Below are 20276 nucleotides of genomic sequence, written 5' to 3'. Positions count from 1 at the left end.
AGCACACCCCTCGGCCCCCCATCCTGGCACCCCGCCCGCGGCCCGCGCCGACCCCCTGCCGCGCACGTACGCATCCGGCCACCAGGCCCCCGGCCCGCCGCGCCCCGGCCGCCCCCTTCGGGTCTGACATGACCCGTCCATGCGGCAGACAGACCGCTTGTCGGGTTACCGTTCGGATGGCGTTGTTGACTTTTCCCGTTTGACACGGGACCGGGAGGTACGGTCACACTCCGCAGCGTCACCCCTTCGAACCGGAGAGAAGAGCGAAGTTGTCCCCGACCCGCGAGACCGCACCGGCCGGCCGCCGACTCGTCATCGTCGAGTCGCCTGCCAAGGCGAAGACGATCAAGGGCTATCTCGGCCCTGGATACGTCGTCGAGGCGAGCGTCGGGCACATCCGCGACCTGCCCAACGGGGCCGCCGAGGTGCCGGCGGAGTACAAGGGCCAGCCGTGGGCGCGGCTCGGCGTGAACGTGGACAGCGACTTCCAGCCGATCTACGTCGTCAACGCCGACAAGAAGGCCCAGGTCAAGAAGCTCAAGGAACTCCTGAAGGAATCCGACGAACTCTTCCTCGCCACCGACGAGGACCGCGAGGGCGAGGCCATCGCCTGGCACCTCCAGGAGATCCTCAAGCCCAAGGTGCCCGTGCACCGCATGGTCTTCCACGAGATCACCAAGGACGCCATCCAGGCCGCCGTCCGCAACCCGCGCGAGCTGAACAAGCGCCTCGTCGACGCCCAGGAGACCCGCCGCATCCTCGACCGGCTCTACGGCTACGAGGTCTCGCCGGTGCTGTGGAAGAAGGTCATGCCGCGGCTGTCCGCCGGCCGCGTGCAGTCCGTCGCCACCCGGCTCGTCGTCGAGCGCGAACGCGAGCGCATCGCCTTCCGCTCCGCCGAGTACTGGGACCTCACCGGCGTCTTCAACACCGGCCGGGCCGGTGACGCGTCCGACCCGTCCACGCTCAACGCCCGGCTCGTCTCCGTCGACGGCCGCCGCGTCGCCCAGGGCCGCGACTTCGACGCCTCCACCGGCGCCCTCAAGGCCGGCGCGACCGTCCTCCAGCTGGACGAGGCCGCCGCCCGCGCGCTGGCCGCAGCCCTCGCCGACGTGCCCTTCGCCGTCCGCAGCGTCGAGTCCAAGCCCTACCGCCGCTCTCCGTACGCGCCCTTCCGCACCACGACCCTCCAGCAGGAGGCGTCGCGCAAGCTGGGCTTCGGCGCCAAGGCCACCATGCAGGTCGCCCAGAAGCTGTACGAGAACGGCTTCATCACCTACATGCGTACGGACTCCACGACGCTGTCGGAGACCGCCGTCACCGCCGCCCGCGCCCAGGTCACCCAGCTCTACGGCGCCGACTACCTGCCCGACAAGCCGCGCACGTACGCCGCCAAGGTCAAGAACGCGCAGGAGGCGCACGAGGCCATCCGCCCCTCCGGCGACCGCTTCCGCACCCCCGCCGAGACCGGCCTGACCGGCGACCAGTTCCGGCTCTACGAGCTGATCTGGATGCGCACGGTCGCCTCGCAGATGAAGGACGCCGTCGGGCAGTCCGTCACCGTACGCGTCGGCGGCACCTCCACCGACGGGCGTGACACCGAGTTCAGCGCGTCCGGCAAGATCATCACCTTCCACGGCTTCCTCAAGGCCTACGTCGAGGGCGCCGACGACCCCAACGCCGAGCTGGACGACCGCGAGCGCCGCCTCCCGCAGGTCACCGAGGGCGACGCGCTCACCGCCGACCAGATCGACGCCGAGGGCCACTCGACCAAGCCGCCCGCCCGTTACACCGAGGCCTCGCTGGTCAAGGAGCTGGAAGAGCGCGAGATCGGCCGCCCCTCGACCTACGCGACGATCCTCGGCACGATCCTCGACCGCGGCTACGTCTTCAAGAAGGGCACCGCGCTCGTCCCGACCTTCCTCTCCTTCGCCGTCGTCAACCTGCTGGAGAAGCACTTCGGCTGGCTCGTCGACTACGACTTCACCGCCTCCATGGAGGACGACCTCGACCGCATCGCCCGCGGCGAGGCCGAGTCCGTGCCGTGGCTGCGGCGCTTCTACTTCGGCACCGAGGAACCGGACGCCGCCCCCGCCTCCGCGGCCAACGGCGACGGCGACCACCTCGGCGGGCTCAAGGAACTCGTCGAGGACCTCGGCGCGATCGACGCCCGGGAGATCTCCTCGTTCCCGGTCGGCGACGGCATCGTGCTGCGCGTCGGCCGCTACGGCCCCTACATCGAGAAGGGCGAGCGCGGCGAGGACGACCACCGCCGCGCCGACGTCCCCGACGACCTGCCGCCCGACGAGCTGAGCGTCGAATACGCCCAGGAGCTCTTCGCCCGCCCCAGCGGCGACTTCGAACTCGGCACCGACCCGGAGACCGGCCGCCCCATCGTCGCCAAGGACGGCCGCTACGGCCCCTACGTCACCGAGGTGCTGCCCGAGGACACCCCGAAGACCGGCAAGAACGCGATCAAGCCGCGCACCGCGTCGCTCTTCAAGTCGATGTCCCTCGACACCGTCACCCTGGAGGACGCCCTCCGGCTGATGTCCCTGCCGCGTGTCGTCGGCACCGACTCCGACGGCGTCGAGATCACCGCGCAGAACGGCCGCTACGGCCCGTACCTCAAGCGCGGTACGGACTCGCGCTCGCTGGCAACCGAGGACCAGCTCTTCACGATCACCCTCGACGAGGCCCTCGCCATCTACGCCCAGCCCAAGCAGCGCGGCCGCGCCGCCGCGAAGCCGCCGCTCAAGGAACTCGGCACCGACCCGGTGAGCGAGCGCCCCGTCGTCGTCAAGGACGGCCGCTTCGGCCCGTACGTGACCGACGGCGAGACCAACGCGACGCTGCGCCGTGACGACGACGTCGAGACGATCACCCCGGAGCGGGGCTACGAACTCCTCGCGGAGAAGCGGGCGAAGGGTCCCGCGAAGAAGGCCCCCGCGCGGAAGAAGGCCGCCCCGGCGAAGAAGGCGGCGGCGAAGAAGGCCGCGCCCGCGAAGAAGGCCGCTTCCGCCCCGGCGAAGAAGGCCGCGGCCAAGAAGCCGCCCACCGCGTAGGGCGGCGCTCGCCCGGGGGTCCGGGGCCGCCCCCCGTACGCGGCCGGCGCCGGGTGGGCGCGACCGCGGCGGTTGTCCACAGGGGGCGACGGGGGGCACCCGGCGGCCAGGAGCGGGGCGATAGGCTGAGGGAATGACGCCACCCACCCCGCAGCCGCAGCCCGCTGAGGCCTCGCCCGCGTTCGCGGACGACCTCGCCGCGGATTCGCGTGACCGCGCGGTCCGCGCGCTGCTCAGGATCCCGCCCTTGCGCAAGCTCTGGAACGCCCAGATGACCGGAGCGGTCGCCGACCGCCTCGGCCTGCTGGTGCTGATCTGGCTGACGGTCCAAGCGGCAGCCGGAGTCGGTGCCTTCGGGGGCGGTTACCGCGGAGTCGCCTTCGCGACCGCGGCGGTCTTCGCCGCGCGTCTCGTGGCGACGCTGCTCTTCGGCGCGGTTCTGCTCGGCCCGCTCTCCGCGGCCACCGCGAAGGACGGTCCGCTCGACCGCCGCTGGACGATGATCGGTGCCGACGGCGTACGCCTCGCGCTCTTCGTCATCGCCCCGCTGTGGGTGACGTGGACACCGGGCAAGGCGTACGTGTGGCTGCTGGCGACGGTCTTCGTCACCGGCGCGGCCGAACGGCTGTGGGCCGTCGCGAAGGACGGCGCCGCCCCCGTGCTGCTGCCGCCGCCGGGGGACACGTCGGTACGGCCCGCGCCCGACCACCTGGCCACGCTGCACCGCCTCGACCTGCGGACCAGCTTCGTCGCGCTGCCCCTCGCCGCCGCCTCCATGGTGGTCGTCACCCTCGTCAACACGCTCATCGCGACCGGCGTCGACTGGTTCGACCTGCACCAGGTCGCGCTGTCGTCGTACGTCGCCGCGGGCCTCTTCTCGTCGTCGATCGCCGTGCTCGCCGCGCTCGAACTGCCCTCGGGCACCGCGGCCCGGCCGCGCTCGCCGCTGGAGGGCCTGCGGCTGCCGAAGGGGCCCGCGGGCGCCGAGAACGGCAGGACCGGCGTGCTGCCGCTGCTGGTGCTGTCCACCGCCGCAGTCGCCGGCGCCGTCGCCGCGGCCGTGTCGGTGGCGGTGCTGCACGCCGCGGCCATGGGCTTCGGGCCCACGGGCTTCGCGCTGCTGGTCCTGGTGCTCACGGGCGGCACCGTCGCCGGTATCCGGCTCGCGCCGCGGGTCCTGCCGGGCCTGTCCCGGCGCCGGCTGCTGCCGCTCGCGATCGGCGTGACCGGTCTCGCCCTGCTGCTCACCGGCCTCGTCCCCGACCCGACGACGATGCTGCTGCTCGCGCTGCTGGCCGGTGTCACCGCCGGGGTCAGCGCCAACACCGGGCACGTCCTGGTCGAGCTGGAGGCGGAGGAGAGCCGCCGGGCCCGGACGACCGAGCACCTGCAGGCCGTCGCCCGCGCCGCACTCGGCCTCGCCGCGATCTGCGCCCCGCTGCTGGCCGCCGCGATCGGACCGCACCGCATCGCCGACGGCCGGTTCACCTTCGACCACGCGGGCGCCGCGTACACGCTGATGCTCGTCGGCGCGCTGCTGCTGCCGGTCGCCGCGCTCGTGCTCGGCAAGACCGACGACCGCGGCGGCGTCCCGCTGCGGCGCGACCTGCGCGAGGCGCTGCGGGGCGCCGACCCGGCGGCCGCGCCCTCCGCGACCGGCTTCTTCATCGCCGTCGAGGGCGGCGACGGAGCGGGCAAGTCGACCCAGGTGGAAGCGCTCGCGAGCTGGATCAGGGCCAAGGGCCACGAGGTCGTCGTCACCCGCGAGCCCGGCGCCACAGCCGTCGGCAAGCGACTGCGGTCGATCCTGCTCGACGTGTCCTCCGGCGGCATCTCGCACCGCACCGAGGCGCTGCTCTACGCCGCCGACCGCGCCGAGCACATCGACACCGTCGTGCGGCCCGCCCTCGAACGCGGCGCCGTCGTCATCTCCGACCGCTACATCGACTCGGCCGTCGCCTACCAGGGCGCCGGGCGCGACCTCGCGCCCACCGAGATCGCCCGCATCAACCGCTGGGCCACCGAGGGGCTCGTGCCGCACCTGACCGTGCTGCTCGACGTCACGCCCGAGATCGCGCGCGAGCGCTTCACCGAGGCGCCCGACCGGCTCGAGTCCGAACCCCCGGAATTCCACCAGCGCGTCCGCGCCGGCTTCCTGACGCTCGCCGCCGCCGACCCCGCCCGCTACCTCGTCCTCGACGCCGGCCAGGACCCGGAGGCCGTCACCACGCTCATACGGCACCGGCTCGACGAGCTGCTGCCGCTGTCCGAGCAGGAGATCGCGGCCCGCGCCGAAGCCGAACGCAAGGCCGCGGAAGAGGCCGCCCGCCTCGCCGCGGAGGAGGCCGCGCGCAAGGCGGAGGAGGAGCGGCAGGAGCGCGAACGCCGCGAGCAGTTGGAGAAGCTCCGCCGCGAGGAGGAGGAGCGCCGGCTCGCCGCCGAGGAGGCCGCCCGGCGGGAGATCGCCGAGCGCAAGGCCGCGCAGGAGGCGGAGGAGGCGCGCAGGCGCCAGGAGGAGGCGGACCGGCTCGCCGCCGAGGAGGCCGCGCGCCTCGCTGCCGAGGAGGCCGCGCGCGAGGCCGAGCAGGCCCGGCTGCGCCACCTCGCCGAGGAGCAGGCCCGGCTGCGCGCCGAGGCCGAGGCCCGGCGGGTGGAGAAGCAGCGCAAGGCGGAGGAGGCCCTCCTCCGCGCCGAGGCCGCGCGGGCCGCGGAGGCCGAGCGGAAGCCGCAGCCGGAAACCGCGGCGGACGACGCGACAACGGTCGTCACGCCGGTCGTGCCGGACGAGCCGCAGGAGCCCGAGGGCTCGTCGGACGAGACGGCGGTGCTGCCCGCGGTGCAGGAGCCGCCGGAGTCCGGTCGCGGCTCGGACTCCGGGTCCGACGAGACGGCGGTGCTGCCCGCGGTGCAGGAGCCGCCGGAGTCCGGGCGCGGCCCGGAATCCGGGTCCGGGCCGGACGAGACGGCGGTGCTGCCGCCCGTGCGGGACGAGCCGAAGCGCGAGGGGCCGCCGGAGAAGCGGGAGGGGCCGTCCGACGAGACGACCACGATGCTTCCGGCGGTCCAGGACCCCGGCCCCCCGCCGCCCGTGCCCGGTACGGCGCGGGACAGCGACCCGGCCGACCGCGTCCCGCCGTGGCTCTTCCGCCCCGAGACGCCCGAGTCCGAGCGCACCCGCGAACTCCCCGCGGTACGCCGCCCCCGCCCCGACTGGGCCGAGGAGACTCCCCTCGACGACCTCCCCACCCTCGCGGACGAACTCCTCGGCCCCCACGAGGACGACGACCCCCGCTAGACGCTGCGCCCGGCCCTGGGGGGAGATCCCCCGGGGCCGGGCCCTGTCCCGGTGGTCTGCCAGGTCCTGCCGGTGGCGGCACCGTCCGTGCGCGCGGGTCGGGTTGCGCCGTTCCCCGCGCTCTGGGGGCGTGCACCGTTCTGGACGGGGGACGTCCCCCCGGGGGCCGGGCCCTGTCCCGGTGGTCTGCTGACTCCCTCCGGTGGCGGCACCGTCCGTGCGCGCGGGTCGGGTTGTGCCGTTCCCCGCCCGCTTCGGGGACGTCCTCGACGTCCCCGGCCGGGCCCTGTCCCGGTAGGCTGCCGGGTCCTGCCGTGGCGGGCGCGGTGCGCTGGTGGGGCCCTGGTCGCGCCGTTCTCCGTGCCACTGGTGGCGTCCCTGCGCGGCACCACCGCCCCCACCGAAGGGCGCGTCCGGCCGTGGCCGGACACGCGGACCGGCGCGGGGCGCACGGCGGCGGCCCCTTCCCGCGGGGGCGGGGGAGGGCGGGGGCAGCCGGAGGGGCCGGGGGCAGGGGAGAATGCCCGGGTGCGGTATTTCGTGCTCGGGGTCACCGAGGTGAGGCGGGGCGACGGCGCCCCCGTCGCGCTGGGCGGCGGGCGCGTGCGGGCGCTGACGGCCGCACTGGCCCTCGGCGCCGGGCGCCCCGTCCCCACGAGCACCCTCATCGAGTACGTATGGGCCGCGGACCCGCCCGCGGACGCGACCGGCGCCCTCCAGGCGCTGGTCGCCCGGCTACGGAGGGCGCTGGGCCGGGACGCGGTGACGTCCGGGCCGGGCGGCTACCGCCTCGCCGCCGGGCCCGACGCGGTCGACCTCTTCGTTTTCGAGCGGCTGGTCGGGGAGGCCGAGGAAGCCCTCGCGGCGGGCGACCCGCGGCGCGCGTCGGAGGTCCTGGCCCGCGGCCTGGCCCTGTGGCGCGGCCCCGCGCTCGCCGACCTCCCGGAGCGCGCCGTCCCCGCGGCCCGCCCCGAGGCCCTGCGCCTCACCGCCCAGCGGCTCCGCGTGGACGCCGAACTCGCGCTGGGCCGCGCCGCGGACGTCCTTCCCGAGCTGCGCGAGGCCGTCCTCGCGTACCCCCTGGACGAGGCCTTCCGTGTGCAGCTGATCAGCGCGCTGCGGGCCACGGGCCGGACCGCGGACGCCCTCGTGGCGTTCGAGGAGGCCCGCGAGACGCTCGCGGACGTCCTGGGCGCGGACCCCGGCCCGGAGCTGCGCGCCCTGCACGCGGACCTGCTGCGGCAGGCCGAGGAGCCGGCGTCGGCCGCCCGGCGAGCGGCGCCCCCCGCGCGGCCACGGCCCCCGGGCAATCTGCGCGCCCGCCTGACGAGCTTCGTCGGGCGGGAGGCCGATCTGCGCGACCTGGGCGAGGAGATCGCCCGCGCCCGCCTCGTGACGCTGACCGGCCCGGGCGGTTCGGGCAAGACCCGGCTGGCGCAGGAGGCGGCGGAGGCGGCGGCCGCCGGCTTCCCGGACGGCGTGTGGCTCGCGGAGCTGGCCCCGCTCGACGATCCGGCCGCGATCCCGTACGCGGTGCTGAACGCGCTGGGCCGCCGCGACGCCCATGTCCTGGGCGCGGGGCCGATGCGATCGGAGCCGTACGGCGAGGACCCGTCGGCGCGGCTGCTGGAGCACTGCGCGTCCCGCCGCCTGCTGCTCGTGCTGGACAACTGCGAGCACCTGATCGCGCAGGCGGCCGCGCTCACCGCCGAGCTGCTCGCCGCCTGCCCGGCCGTGACGGTACTGGCCACGAGTCGCGAGCCGCTGGGCGTCCCCGGCGAGCTGGTCCGCCCGGTGGAGCCGCTGCCGCTGCCGACCGCGCACCGCCTCTTCGCCGAACGCGCCGCCGCCGTACGCCCTGGCGCGGCCCCGCACGCGGGCGGCACCCCGGGGAACGGGAGCGCCGCCGAGGACGAGGCGGTGACGGAGATCTGCCGGCGGCTGGACGGACTTCCGCTCGCGATCGAACTGGCGGCGGCCCGGCTGCGGGCGCTCACCCCGCAGCAGATCGCGCGGCGGCTGGACGACCGCTTCAGGCTGCTGACCAGCGGCAGCCGTACGGTGCTGCCGCGCCAGCAGACGCTGCGTGCCGTCGTCGACTGGAGCTGGGACCTGCTCACGGAGGCCGAGCGCGGCACGCTGTGCGCGCTGAGCGTCTTCGCGGGCGGCTGCACCCTGGACGCCGCCGAGGCGGTGTGCGGCCCGGACGCGCTGGAGACGGTCGCGCAGCTCGTCGACAAGTCCCTCGTCGTGGCGGACCTGCGCCCGTCCGGCAGCGGTGGTGGACCCTCCGGGGACGGCCCGCACGTGCGCTACCGCCTGCTGGAGACCATTCACGAATACGCCGTCGAACGCGCCGCCGAGCGCCCCGCCGAGCTGGCGCGTGCCGCCCGCGCGCACACCGCGTACTACCGCGATCTGGCGCGCGCCGCCGACGCCCGGCTGCGCGGCGCCGACCAGCTGCACTGGCTGGAGGTGCTGGAAGCCGAGCTGGACAACATCCGGGCGGCACTGCACCGTGCGATCGAGGCGGACGACGAGGCCGAGGCGCTCGCCGTCGTGCTGGCCATGGGCTGGTTCTGGTGGCTGCGCAATTACCGCGACGAGGCGGACGGCTGGCTTGCGCGTGCCCTCGCGCTGAGCGAGGACGCGCCGGAGGACCCCACCGACCCGCTGTACTGGCAGCGCACCGACGCGGCGATGGTGCTCTTCTTCGTCAGGAGCGACCAGGCCGCCGAGGCGCAGTTCACCACCCCGCAGTGGCTCGCCCTCGCCGAGCGCCTGGAGCGCGCCTACCGCGACGGCGGCCCGCACGCGGCCCGCTTCCCCGGCATCATCTGGCCCTTCACCGCCTACGTGGTGCACGGCGGCCCGGAGGCGCTGCTCGGCGGCACCCCGCAGATCCGCCGCAACGCCGCGAAGGTCGTCGCCAACTGCCGTGTGCACGGCGGCGAATGGGAGCTGGCCACGGCGCTCCTGCTGCACACCCACATGGCCGTCGACTCGCCCGGCGGACTGCCCACCGCAGATGCCGGCCGCGCCGAGCTCGCGGAGCTGGCGGGGCGGCTCCACGACCGCTGGATCCTCGCCCAGGTGCACGGCGTCGCCGGCGAGATCGCGATGGCCCGCGGCGAATACGCTGCCGCGCGCGCGGAGCTGGAGGAGGCCCAGCGGCTCGGCACCGAGCTGGGCGCCTTCGCCGAGTCCGCGTTCCTGCTCGCCCGGATGGCCGAGATCGCCCACCGCGACGGCGACGGCGCGGAGGCGCACCGGCTGCTCGCCCGCGCGAGGGATGCGGCCGAGCGCTACACCGTCTGGGACGCGCGCACCTATGTGCACTACCTCGACGGCACGATGCGGCTCCAGGAGGGCGACGTCGCCGGAGCGCGCCGGATGTGCGGGCTCGCGGCCGGGCACATCGCCGACGGCACGCCGCCACCGGTCTTCCACGCGCTCATCGCGGGCCTGTCGGCGCGCATCACCACGGCGGAGGGCCGGCCCCGCGCGGCTCTCGCCGAGCTGGACCAGGCGCTGCGGATCGCCCTGGCGGCGGGCGGCACCGAGCTGGTCGTCGGGTCGATGCTGGACATGGCCGCCGAGGCCCTCTCCGCCGCCGGCGACGCGTACTCCGCAGCCCGGCTGCTGTCCGCTGCCGACGCCGTACGCGGCTCGCTGCCGCGCAGTGCCCCCGAAAGTGCGGCCGCCGCCGCGGTCGCCGCGCGGGCGGCGCGGGCCCTGGCCCCGGAGCGGCTCGCGGAGGCGCGGGAGAGCGGCGCGGCGCTCGGCCCGGAGGCGGCCGCGGACCTGCTCACCGCGCTCGCCGTGCAGCCGGCGGAAACGGTGGGGGAATAGCCGCGGCGGGCGGCTGCCTTATGCCCTTGAAGCTTCAAGGAACACTGGAGCGCGGCCGCAGCCCCCACCGGAAGTGAGAGTCCCCCGTGAAGGTCGAGATCTACTCGGACATCGCCTGTCCCTGGTGCTACGTGGGCAAGGCCCGCTTCGAGCGCGCGCTCGCGGCCTTCCCGAAGGCGTCCGGCGTCGAGGTCGTCTACCGGCCCTTCCAGCTCGACCCGTCCGCGCCGCACGAGCCGCGCCCGCACCACGAGGTGCTCGCCGCCAAGTACGGTCCGCAGGCCCGGGCCATGGACGCACGTGTCACGGCGCTCGGCGCCGACGAGGGCATCACCTTCGACTTCGACACGGTGCTGGAGAACAACTCGCTGCTCGCCCACCGCCTGCTGCGCTTCGCGCTCGACACCTACGGCCCCGCCGTGCAGGCCCGCCTCAAGGGCAGGCTCATGGCCGGCCACTTCGGTGAGGGCCTCGACATCGGTGACCGCGCCCAGCTCGCCGACACCGCCGTCGCCGCCGGGCTCGACCGCGACGCCGTCACCGCCTTCCTCGCCGGCGACGACCTCACCGAGGAGGTCCTCGCGGACATCGACGAGGCCCGGCAGCTCGGCATCAGCGCGGTGCCGACGTTCGTCTTCGAGGGGAAGTGGGCCGTTCAGGGCGGCCAGGAGACGTCCGTCTTCCTCCAGGCACTGGAGCAGGTCTCCCGCGAGTCCTCCGCCGCCCCCGCCGCCCCCGCCGCCCAGGACGCCGACTCCTGCGCCGACGGCGCGTGCGCCGTCCCCCCGCCGGGGGAGTCCGCCCGCTGAGCGCCGCCCCGCGGGGAGGGCCGGGGGCGGCCGCGCTCAGGAGCAGGTGAGGACGGAGTCCGCCCAGTCCGCCAGCCCCGTGGGGCCGAGCCCCGCATCCGCCGGCGTGACGGTCAGCCGGATCACCGTGCGACCGGCGAGCGGGACGTGGAGGCGCACCGCGGGGTCTCCGGCGTGCAGGACCGGCGAGGTCCACAGCCGGGTGCCGTCGCCGTCGACCGAGAACCGCACGCCCGCCCGCAGGCCGCGGCCCAGGTCGTCCACGCCGGCCATCGCGTCGTACGCGACGCACGCCCGGTTGAGGTCGATCGTCACGCTCGACGGCGCGTGCACGCTGATGCCGTGCGCGTACGTCGTGCCGCCGATGCGCAGGCCCCAGCGGTCCCACCACCAGCTGCCGGCGGCGAGGCCGCCCAGCCGGATCGTGGGCTCGTCCCCGGCGCCGGGCAGGCCGCCGACACGCAGCGAGTTGACCTTGTACGCGACCGGCGCCGCAGTCGGCTCGGGGGAGGGCGGCGGCGGGGCGGGCGCCCGGGTGGGCGGGGGAGCCGGTGCCGGCGTGTGCGTGTGCGTGGGCCTCGGCGGCGGCGCCGGACGCGTCACGGCCGGCCCGGGCGGCGGCGGGGTCGTACGGACCGGTGCCGGGTGCGGCGGCTCGGGCGCGGGGTCGGGCCGCGCCGCGGGGGAGGGCGGCGGGGTCGTCGCCGCGGGCGCGGCCGGCGGGGCGGGGACGGGTGGCCTGGCCTGCGGCTTCGGCTTGCCGTCGCCGCCCGCGGTGAGGGCGAACGCGGTCGCGGCGGCGGCCACCACGGCGGCGGCCGCGATGCCGATCTTGGCGGGCAGCCCCAGACCCTCGCCCGCGGCCCCGCCCGCCGCGGCGGATCCGCCGGAGCCGGAGCCCGCGGCGGCGGCCGCGGCTCCTCCCGCGGCGCCCGCGGCGGCGGCACCGCCGGCGACGACCGCGGCCCCGGCGGCCTTGGCGGCGTAGACGGCGGCGAACCAGCCGATGTACGCGACCGGCAGCAGCCCCTTGAGCGTCGAGTTGAGGTCGGCGAGTTCGAGGGAGGCGGCGGCGCAGCGCTCGCAGTCCTTCAGATGGCGGTTCAGCTCCCGGTCGGCGCGCATCCGCAGACCGCCGCGTGCGTGGGCACCGAGCCGGTCGGCGTACCGCGCGCAGTCCCCGGCCCGGGTGAGGGACGAGCTGACGTGCGCCTGCAGATACGCCTGCCGCAGTCCCTCCCGCGCGCGGTGCGCGAGGACGGCGGTGGCGTTCGCCGTCAGCCCCAGCAGCGGCGCGACGTCGCTGGGCGACTCCTCCTCGACCGCCGTGTGCCACAGCACAGTCTGCCACCGCTCCGGCAGCGTCCTGAACGCCTTGACGGCGAGCGACCGCTCGGCCTCCCGCATGGCCCGCACGTCGGCGGCCGGCTCGCTGGCGGTGGCCACGGAGCCCTCGGCGGTGACGGCGAAGACGGCGAAGTCCTCGACGAGCTGCTCGCGCCGCGCGCTGCTGCCCCACGTCGCGGCGACCCTGCGGACGGTGGTGAGCAGGTACGCGCGCACCGCGGACTGCGGCCCGCTGCCGCCGCGGATGGCCTGGAGCGTACGGGCGAACACCTCGCCGGTGAGGTCCTCCGCGGTGTGCGCGTCGCGGCAGCACGTACGGGCGTAGCGGCGTACGGCCTGGGCGTGGCGGCGGTACAGCTCCTCGTAGGCGCTGTCCCGGCCGGCCCGGACCTGGTCGACGAGTTCGGCGTCGGAGCGCTCCGGCTGCCCGGACCCCGCGGGTCCGTTCGCGCCCCCGGGACCGTCGGGCGTGCCGTCGGCCGGGGGGCGCCGCGCGGCGGGCACCGGGTCCGGGCGCGCCGCCGCGTCGCGTTGACCGGGGACCCTGCGCGGTGGCTCCTCGCCGCCCTCCGCGCTTTCCGCGGCGGCGGAGGCGCCGGTCTCGCCGTTGGCCTCATCCACGCGGCCAAGCGTGGCACAAGCGGGGCGCCCCGGAGTGCCGGGCCCCTACGGAACCACCCTTCCGTGGGGGATCGTTCACGGTTCCTCCACGACCCCCGGACGGCCCCGCCGTCCCCGCGGGGCCGGCTCTTCCACCGCGCGGGGAAACCCACGTCCCCCCCGGGGCCGCGCCCGCAGCCCACCACCGTGGTGCACGGCCGCACCGCCCCGAGGGAGCGGTGCGGCCGCGCCGCCGGACGGCGGCGGGTTGCCGGCGTGGTTTCCCGCTCCCGGCGGGGACGCCCGCGGCGCGGGCGCACCCGCGGACGGCCCCGGCAGGGATCAGCGGGAGCGCAGGCCCTCGAGGAGGATGTCGAGGAGCCGGGCCGAAGCCGCCGCCTGCTGCGCGGCGTCCGGCAGGGACGGCGCCGCCGTCGCGATGACGAGCAGCACGTCCGCGACGGACACGTCCGCCCGCAGCTCGCCCGCGGCGCGGGCCCGCTCGACGAGCTGGCCCACCACGTCGAGCAGCGTGCGTATCCCGTCCTGTTCCTCGGCCGCGTCGTTCGGCCCCGCCGCGGGGGCCGGTGCGGCCGCGTGCTCGTGCAGGACACCCGAGAGCAGGGCGTCCCCGTCGGAGCGGGCGCGCTGCTGCGGCACCCGCGCCGCGTCGTCCTCCGGCCCGTCGTGCGGCTGCACCCGGAGCACCTGGGGCGGCAGCAGCCGCCCCGCGCCGGAGGCGACAGAGGTGCGCAGGAAGCGGGCCAGCGCGGACCACGCCTCCTCCTCCTGGCCCAGTGCGGCACGCGCCTGCTCCGTCAGCCGCGCGGTCTCCTCCTCGGCGATCCGCCGGACCAGCACGTCCTTGCTCGGGAAGCGGCGGTAGACGGTGCCGACCCCGACGCGGGCGCGCCGGGCGACGTCCTCCATCGGCGCGCCGTAGCCGAGCTCGCCGAAGACCTCACGGGCGGCGCGGAGCACGTGCTCCAGATTGCGCTGGGCGTCCACCCGAAGGGGTGCCGCCCGGCCCGTCCCCCCGTCCGCTGCCGCGGCAGATGTCAATTTTGCGTACTCGAGATGCATATGTGTCTCCCCCGGTAATCCGAATGTCTCCCCCCGGAGACTCCCCACCCTTAAAGATCGTGCAGGCGTGTCACCGCCGACACTACGAGAAACGAACATAGTTGAGGCTGCGTCAAGAATGAAGGGGGTGTGGTCCCTGGGACAGGAGATCGTTGCGTACGAGGCGGGGCGGCTTCCCGCGTCTGCGGCGTTTGCCCGATGATCACCCCATGCGCACGCGGGCTCCCTGCCTGCGGGGACGCCGGTTCCGGCGAATCGCGCCGTCCGCCCTGTGGACAAACGGCGTCCGCCCATTGCGTCATGGAGCAATGACGACGGAGTCGGCGGCCATGGCCAGGGCAAGCACACCGCGCATTCTTGTGGTCGGCGGTGGTTATGTCGGCATGTACACGGCGTTGCAGCTCCAGCGAAAGCTGCGGCTGAAACGCGGTGAGGCCGAGATCGTGGTCGTCGAACCCCAGCCGTACATGACCTACCAGCCGTTTCTCCCCGAAGCGGCCGCCGGGTCGATCTCCCCGCGCCATGTCGTCGTGCCCCTGCGCCGGGTCCTGGGCGAGTGCCGGATCATCGTCGGCGAGGTGCGGTCCGTCGACCACGACAAGCGCGTCGCGGCCGTCGTCACGCCCGCCACCGAGGAGGAGGGCGGCGGCGCCACCGAGATCCGCTACGACCACCTCGTCCTCGCGCCCGGCTCGATCTCCCGCATCCTGCCGGTCCCGGGCCTGGCCGAGTACGGCATCGGCTTCAAGACCGTCGAGGAGGCCATCGGGCTGCGCAACCACGTCCTCGAACAGCTCGACATCGCCTCCTCCACCCGGGACGCCGACGTCCGCGAGGCGGCCCTGACCTTCGTCTTCGTCGGCGGCGGCTACGCGGGCGTGGAGGCCCTCGGCGAGCTGGAGAACATGGCCCGCTACGCCCTGCGCTACTACCACAACGTCCGCCCCGAGGACATGAAGTGGGTGCTCGTCGAGGCCACCGACCGCATCCTGCCCGAGGTCGGCGAGCGGCTCGGCCGCTACGCCGTACGGGAGCTGCGCGGCCGCAACATCGACGTGCGCCTCGAAACGCGGCTGGAGTCCTGCGAGAACCGCGTCGCCGTCCTGTCCGACGGCTCCCGGCTGTCGACCAGGACGGTGGTGTGGACCGCGGGCGTCAAACCCGCGCGGCTGCTCGCCGCCACCGGCCTGCCCCTGGACGACCGCGGCCGGCTGCGCGCCGACGCGACGCTGCGCGTCACCGGCCACCCCGGCGCCTGGGCCGCCGGCGACGCGGCCGCCGTCCCCGATCTCACCGCCGGCCGCGAGGGCGCCCTGTGCGCGCCCAACGCCCAGCACGCCGTGCGCCAGGCCAAGGTGCTGGCCCGCAACATCACCGCCGAGCTGCGCGGCGAGCCGCTGACCGAATACCGCCACAAGTACGTCGGCTCCGTCGCCTCGCTCGGCCTGCACGAAGGCGTGGCGCTGCTGTACGGGCGCCGCCTCACCGGCTACCCGGCGTGGCTGATGCACCGCGTCTACCACCTCAGCCGGGTGCCGACGGCGAACCGCAAGTCCAAGGTGCTCGCGGAGTGGATCCTGTCCGGCCTGTTCAAGCGTGAGATCGTCTCGCTCGGCTCCCTGGAGCACCCGCGCGCCGAGTTCGAGCAGGCCGCGGGCCGCAACGGAGGCACCCCCCGCGGCAACGGCGGTACGGGCGGCGACACCGACCCGCCGCGGGCGTGAGCGCCCCCGCGCGCGCCGGGCGCACCACGGCGCGATTCCCTCGCAGGCCCACATTCGGCCACACTGGACGAGTGACGACCCGTGCGGCAGCACTTGCAAAGAGTGACAAATACGAGGAATCGGACGTTTGAACCTCACGCGTTGGAGCGCCCGGCTCCCCGGAACACAGCGACGCGGAGCCGTCCCGGCGGCCCGCGGCAAGACCGCCGATCCCGCCGCCGCACCGGTGGGCAACGCGACCGGCGGCCCGGACCCCGGCCTCACCCCGGCCGACCCCGCCGACCCCTCCGCAGCAGGTCACCCCGGCACTCCCAGCGCCCCGCACGGCCGGCCCGCCGCCCTCGACGGGGCCGGCCAGGCCGTCGCCGCGATGCTCAGCCAGCTGCCCGCGCTGATCGCCGTCACCCACGGCCCCGACCACACCGTGGGCTTCGTCAACGACGCCTACACCGACGTCTTCGGCCCCCGCTCCACCGGCACCCCCGCCCGCGAGGCCCTCCCCGAGCTCTCCGAACTCGGCCTGCTCCCGCTCATGGACCAGGTCCACCGCAGCGGCCGCCCGCGGACGGTCAAGGCCCGCAGGGTCACCCGGGCGGACCACGCCGCCGTCACCCGTCAGGGTTACTTCACCTTCACCTGCACCCCCGTCCACGCCGACGACCCCGACCCCGCCCGCCGCGGCGTCCTGGTCTTCGCCGCCGACGTCACCGACCAGGTCCAGTCCGCCGAACGCCTCCGGGAGAGCGAGCGGCGCATCCACGAGACCGCCGTCACCCTCCAGCGCAGCCTGCTGCCCCAGCAGCTCGAACAGCCCGACGACCTGCGCCTCGCCGCCACCTACCAGCCCGGCGGCACCGACGCCGCGGTCGGCGGCGACTGGTACGACGTGATCACCCTCGGCGCCGGCCGCACGGCCCTCGTCATCGGCGACGTCATGGGCCGCGGGGTGCGCGCCGCCGCCGTCATGGGCCAGCTGCGCACCGCCGTACGCGCCTACGCCCGCCTCGACCTGCCCCCGCACGAGGTCATCCAGCTGCTCGACGGCCTCGCCGCCGAGATCGACGCCACCCAGATCGCCACCTGCGTCTACGCCGTCCACGACCCGAGCGAGGGCCGCCTCGCCTACGCCAGCGCCGGCCACCTCCCGCTCCTCATCCGCCACCCGGACGGCACGGTCGAGCGCACCGACGAGCCCACCGGCCCGCCCCTCGGCACCGGCGGCTGGACCCACACCTCCGCGACCGTCCCCTTCGGCCCCGGCTGCACCGCCGTCCTCTACACCGACGGCCTCATCGAACGCCGCGGCGAGGACATCGAGGACGGCGTCACCACCCTCATGCGCGCGCTCGCCGGCGCCACCGGCGCCCCCCAGGTCGTCTGCGACCGCCTGATGCGCGCCCTCGGCGTCACCGGCCAGCACGACGACGACGTCGCCGTCCTCGTCCTCCAGTACCCCGACCACACCGGCCTCCCCGACGGCGAGGTCTTCCGCAACGCCTCCCTCGACCTGCTCGGCGGCATCGAAGCCGCCCCCCGTGCCCGCGCCTTCGCCACCGGCGTCCTCGCCTCCTGGCGCTTCCCCGTCGAACTCCGCGACCTCGGCGTCCTCGCGGCGAGCGAACTCGTCGCCAACTCCCTCAAGCACGGCACCCCGCCCATGAAGCTGCGCCTGCGCCGCACCGACCGCCGCCTCGTGATCGAGGTCACCGACGGCGACGAGCACCTGCCGCGGCGCCGCCGCGCGGAGCCCGCGGACGAGGCGGGCCGCGGCATCTCGATCATCGCGACGATCGCCACCTCCTGGGGCTCCCGCCGCACGCCCGGCGGCGGCAAGGCCGTCTGGTGCGAGTTCGCCCTCCCGGGCTGAGACGGCGGGGGCCCGTCCCCCCGCGGGGAACCACCCCCACGGGTACCCCACGGCCCACCACCGGACCGAACCTCCGGCCGGGAGACCACGTGCACCGCAGTGGTGGGCCGGTCACGCCCGCGCACACGGCCCCGCACGCCGCCCGAGGAAGCGCTCGCCCGGTGGCGTGACGCCGGGGTCAGGCCACCGGGGCCGGCGAGACGGTCTGCTCGCCCGCGGGGTGGACGGCCACCACGCGGGAGCGGTGCGGCGCGTCCTGCTCGGCCGAGAGCGTGCGGCCCAGCCGCACGGCCAGCACCGAGACGGCGAGCGAGCACCCCACGAGCAGCACGACGTACACGTCGTACGCCCTCGCGGCCGCGATGAGCCCGCCCACCGCGGGCCCGATCGCCAGCGCGAGCTGCTTGACCAGCGCAAACGCCGCGTTGTAGCGCCCGACCATGCCCTCGGGGGCGAGATCGGCGACGAGCGGCGACACGGTCGGCGCGAGCATCGCCTCGCCCAGCCCGAACAGCGCGTACGTGCTGATGATCGCCACGACGGCCACCGCGTGGTGCCCGTGCAGCAGCCCGGACGCCCCGGCGACCAGCCAGGCCGCGGCCCAGACGACGCCGACGACCGCGATCACCGCGCTGCGCCGCCTCCGCTCGACGAGCCGCAGCACCACGAACTGCGCGAGCACGATCGCCGCCGTGTTCGCGGCCAGCGCCACGCCGAGCATGGCGGGCGAGATCCGCGTGACGGTCACCGCGAAGGCCGAGAGGCCGGACTCGAACTGCCCGTAGCACGCGAAGAACAGCACGAAGCCGAGCACGCACAGCAGCACCATCGCCCGGTGCCGCAGCAGGGCGCCCCAGCCCCCGCCGGCACCCGCCCCCGGCACCCGCCCGTCCGCGACGGCGCTCCTCGGCAGCCGCACGGTGGCGACGACCGCGCCGAGCACCAGGAACATCGCCGCCTCGATCGCGAAGAGCCGGATGAACGACGACGGGTGCGCGGTGTCCACGATCAGGCCGCCCATGAGCCCGCCGACACCGAGCCCCAGGTTGGCCAGGAAGAACTGCGTGGCGAACGCGCGGGACCGCGTCGCCGGCGTCGAGCACCACACGATCATCGTGGCCAGCGCGGGCTGCACCACGGAGATACCCGCTCCCAGCGCGCCCGCGGCAGCGATCACGACGGCCTCGCTGCCGGAAAGCCCGAGCCCGAGCGACCCCACGGCCGCGAGGACGGTGCCCGCGACGGCGACCGGTACGGGCCCGCGCCGGTCGATGGCGCGCCCGGTGAAGGGCAGCACGAAGAGCGCGGCGACGGCGAAGGTCGCCAGCACCGCCCCGGCGACCCCGGCACCGAGCCCGCGGACCTGCGACACGTAGACGAAGGTGAAGGGCACGGTGAAACCGTTCCCGAACGCGCTCAGGGCGTTGCCCAGCTGAATACGGCGCAGCGCGGCGCCCATGGCGTTGTTCACGGCTCTCCCTCCGGGTCGTCCCGAGCGGTACGGCTTCGGTTCGAAGACTTCATGAGTAAAGTTCGAAGCTAAAGAGTACATGCCGAAGGGCTTTAGAGCAAAGGCTCCATGCCATACTCGGGAGCATGACCTCAGCCGCAGGCTCCGCCGGTGCGCCCCAGGAACTGGACCTCGACGCCCAGATCGCCGCCTACCAGCGCGAATTCCCCGAGGTCGACCCCCAGGTCGAGAAGGTCGTCACGGCCCTGGGCCGGCTCAACCGCCGGATGAACGTCGCCTACGGCCGGCAGCTCGTCGACCTCGGCATCAGCAACGCCGAGTGGGAGGTCCTCAAGGCCCTCGTGGTCGTGGGCACCCCCTACCAGCTCGGCCCCGGCGACCTGGCCAAACGCCTCGGCCTCACCCCGGCCGCCATGACCCACCGCATCGACCGCCTCGTCACCGAGGGCCTGGTCACCCGCGAACGGGACGAGGCCAACCGCGTCCGCGTCATCGTCGAGCTGACGAACGAGGGCCGCGAGAAGTGGCTCCAGACGATGCGCCTGGCCGCCGCCTTCGAGGACGACCTCCTCCAGGACCTCAGCACGGCCGAACGCGCCACCCTCGGCGACATGCTCACCCGCCTCCTCCGCCGCGTCGAGACCAGCCAGCCCGACGCCGGCGGCCGCCTGGAAGACCTCGACTGACCCCTCCTGACCGGCCCGGACAGCCCGCCCGGGCCGCCCGCCGGGCGCGCCGACCGCCGAGAGTTGACACGCACGGAGGACGTGCGTAAAGTTCTTCGGGTTGTCCGACGTGAGCGCCGATCTCTGGTCGGTCCCCGGACAGCCATCCCGCAGGAACCATCTCGATTCGACCGCGTCGTCGGCCGTTGTGCCGTCGTCCTCGCTGTCGTCCCGTCGTGTGTTTTTACGGAATGCAGGCAGGCTTTCGCTCGACCGGCCGATTTGGCCGCGGCGAAGGAAGTCCGCTAAAGTCTCACTCGTCGGAACGGCCGAACGGCCGAAAAGACAAACCCCGCTGACTGGGGGTCAGGCACTGGAAAGCGTCTGATAGAGTCGGAACACGACGAAGGGAAAGCCCGGAGGGGCCGGTGAAACGGTCTCGAAGGAAGCTTCCGTTCCTTGAGAACTCAACAGCGTGCCAAAAGTCAACGCCAGATA

The 20276-nt window shown here is 75.1% G+C and carries 10 protein-coding genes; 7 read left to right on the top strand and 3 right to left on the bottom strand.

Features of this window, described 5'->3' with window-relative positions:
- The first annotated feature begins 269 nt into the window (after positions 1–269).
- From topA to ACH4SE_RS11925, 4 genes are all read left to right on the top strand, one after another.
- Positions 270–3065: a type I DNA topoisomerase gene (topA, locus tag ACH4SE_RS11940; RefSeq protein ID WP_398543218.1), complete on the top strand. Its 2796-nt coding sequence runs from the start codon at positions 270–272 to the stop codon at positions 3063–3065.
- A 133-nt stretch (positions 3066–3198) separates the two neighbouring features.
- Positions 3199–6360 (top strand): dTMP kinase, encoded by a 3162-nt coding sequence (gene tmk, locus ACH4SE_RS11935; RefSeq protein WP_398543217.1) that lies wholly within the window; start codon positions 3199–3201, stop codon positions 6358–6360.
- Positions 6361–6888: 528 nt separating this feature from the next.
- The gene (locus tag ACH4SE_RS11930) at positions 6889–10212 is read left to right on the top strand and encodes a BTAD domain-containing putative transcriptional regulator (RefSeq protein WP_398543216.1); all 3324 of its coding nucleotides are present in this window, start codon (positions 6889–6891) and stop codon (positions 10210–10212) included.
- Positions 10213–10298: 86 nt separating this feature from the next.
- Positions 10299–11021 carry a DsbA family oxidoreductase gene (locus ACH4SE_RS11925; protein ID WP_398543215.1) on the top strand — a complete coding sequence of 241 codons (723 nt, stop codon included), beginning with the start codon at positions 10299–10301 and terminating at the stop codon, positions 11019–11021.
- A gap of 36 nt (positions 11022–11057) precedes the next feature.
- Here ACH4SE_RS11925 and ACH4SE_RS11920 read toward each other — a convergent pair whose 3' ends face one another.
- Both ACH4SE_RS11920 and ACH4SE_RS11915 read right to left on the bottom strand, forming a co-directional pair.
- Positions 11058–12989 (bottom strand): sigma-70 family RNA polymerase sigma factor, encoded by a 1932-nt coding sequence (locus ACH4SE_RS11920; RefSeq protein ID WP_398543214.1) that lies wholly within the window; start codon positions 12987–12989, stop codon positions 11058–11060.
- 321 nt (positions 12990–13310) lie between these two features.
- The gene (locus tag ACH4SE_RS11915; RefSeq protein WP_398543213.1) at positions 13311–14051 is read right to left on the bottom strand and encodes a TetR/AcrR family transcriptional regulator; all 741 of its coding nucleotides are present in this window, start codon (positions 14049–14051) and stop codon (positions 13311–13313) included.
- 308 nt (positions 14052–14359) lie between these two features.
- On the opposite strand from ACH4SE_RS11915, the gene ACH4SE_RS11910 reads away from it, so the two are divergent.
- Together ACH4SE_RS11910 and ACH4SE_RS11905 are read left to right on the top strand one after the other, a co-directional pair.
- Positions 14360–15775, top strand: coding sequence for an NAD(P)/FAD-dependent oxidoreductase (locus ACH4SE_RS11910; protein WP_398543212.1), 1416 nt, complete (start codon positions 14360–14362; stop codon positions 15773–15775).
- 127 nt (positions 15776–15902) lie between these two features.
- Positions 15903–17642, top strand: coding sequence for a SpoIIE family protein phosphatase (locus ACH4SE_RS11905; RefSeq protein WP_398543211.1), 1740 nt, complete (start codon positions 15903–15905; stop codon positions 17640–17642).
- 178 nt (positions 17643–17820) lie between these two features.
- On the opposite strand, the gene ACH4SE_RS11900 is transcribed toward ACH4SE_RS11905, so the two are convergent.
- On the bottom strand, positions 17821–19113 hold the full coding sequence (locus tag ACH4SE_RS11900) for an MFS transporter (protein WP_398543210.1): 1293 nt from the start codon (positions 19111–19113) through the stop codon (positions 17821–17823).
- Between the two features lie 125 nt (positions 19114–19238).
- Here ACH4SE_RS11900 and ACH4SE_RS11895 point away from each other — a divergent pair, with 125 nt between their 5' ends.
- Complete coding sequence (locus ACH4SE_RS11895; protein WP_398543209.1) at positions 19239–19799, top strand: MarR family winged helix-turn-helix transcriptional regulator; 561 nt, start codon at positions 19239–19241, stop codon at positions 19797–19799.
- Positions 19800–20276 lie beyond the last annotated feature (477 nt).

Source organism: Streptomyces sp. NPDC020983, from assembly GCF_044333485.1.
Lineage (GTDB): Bacteria > Actinomycetota > Actinomycetes > Streptomycetales > Streptomycetaceae > Actinacidiphila.
This window is presented reverse-complemented; position numbering and strand designations above follow the sequence as displayed.

Bases quoted from the DNA above. Each gene is read 5' to 3' on its own strand.
- ACH4SE_RS11910 (WP_398543212.1), top strand. From the start codon at position 14,360: ATGACGACGGAGTCGGCGGCCATGGCCAGGGCAAGCACACCGCGCATT.
- ACH4SE_RS11895 (WP_398543209.1), top strand. From the start codon at position 19,239: ATGACCTCAGCCGCAGGCTCCGCCGGTGCGCCCCAGGAACTGGACCTC.
- tmk (WP_398543217.1), top strand. From the start codon at position 3,199: ATGACGCCACCCACCCCGCAGCCGCAGCCCGCTGAGGCCTCGCCCGCG.
- ACH4SE_RS11915 (WP_398543213.1), bottom strand. From the start codon at position 14,051: ATGCATCTCGAGTACGCAAAATTGACATCTGCCGCGGCAGCGGACGGG.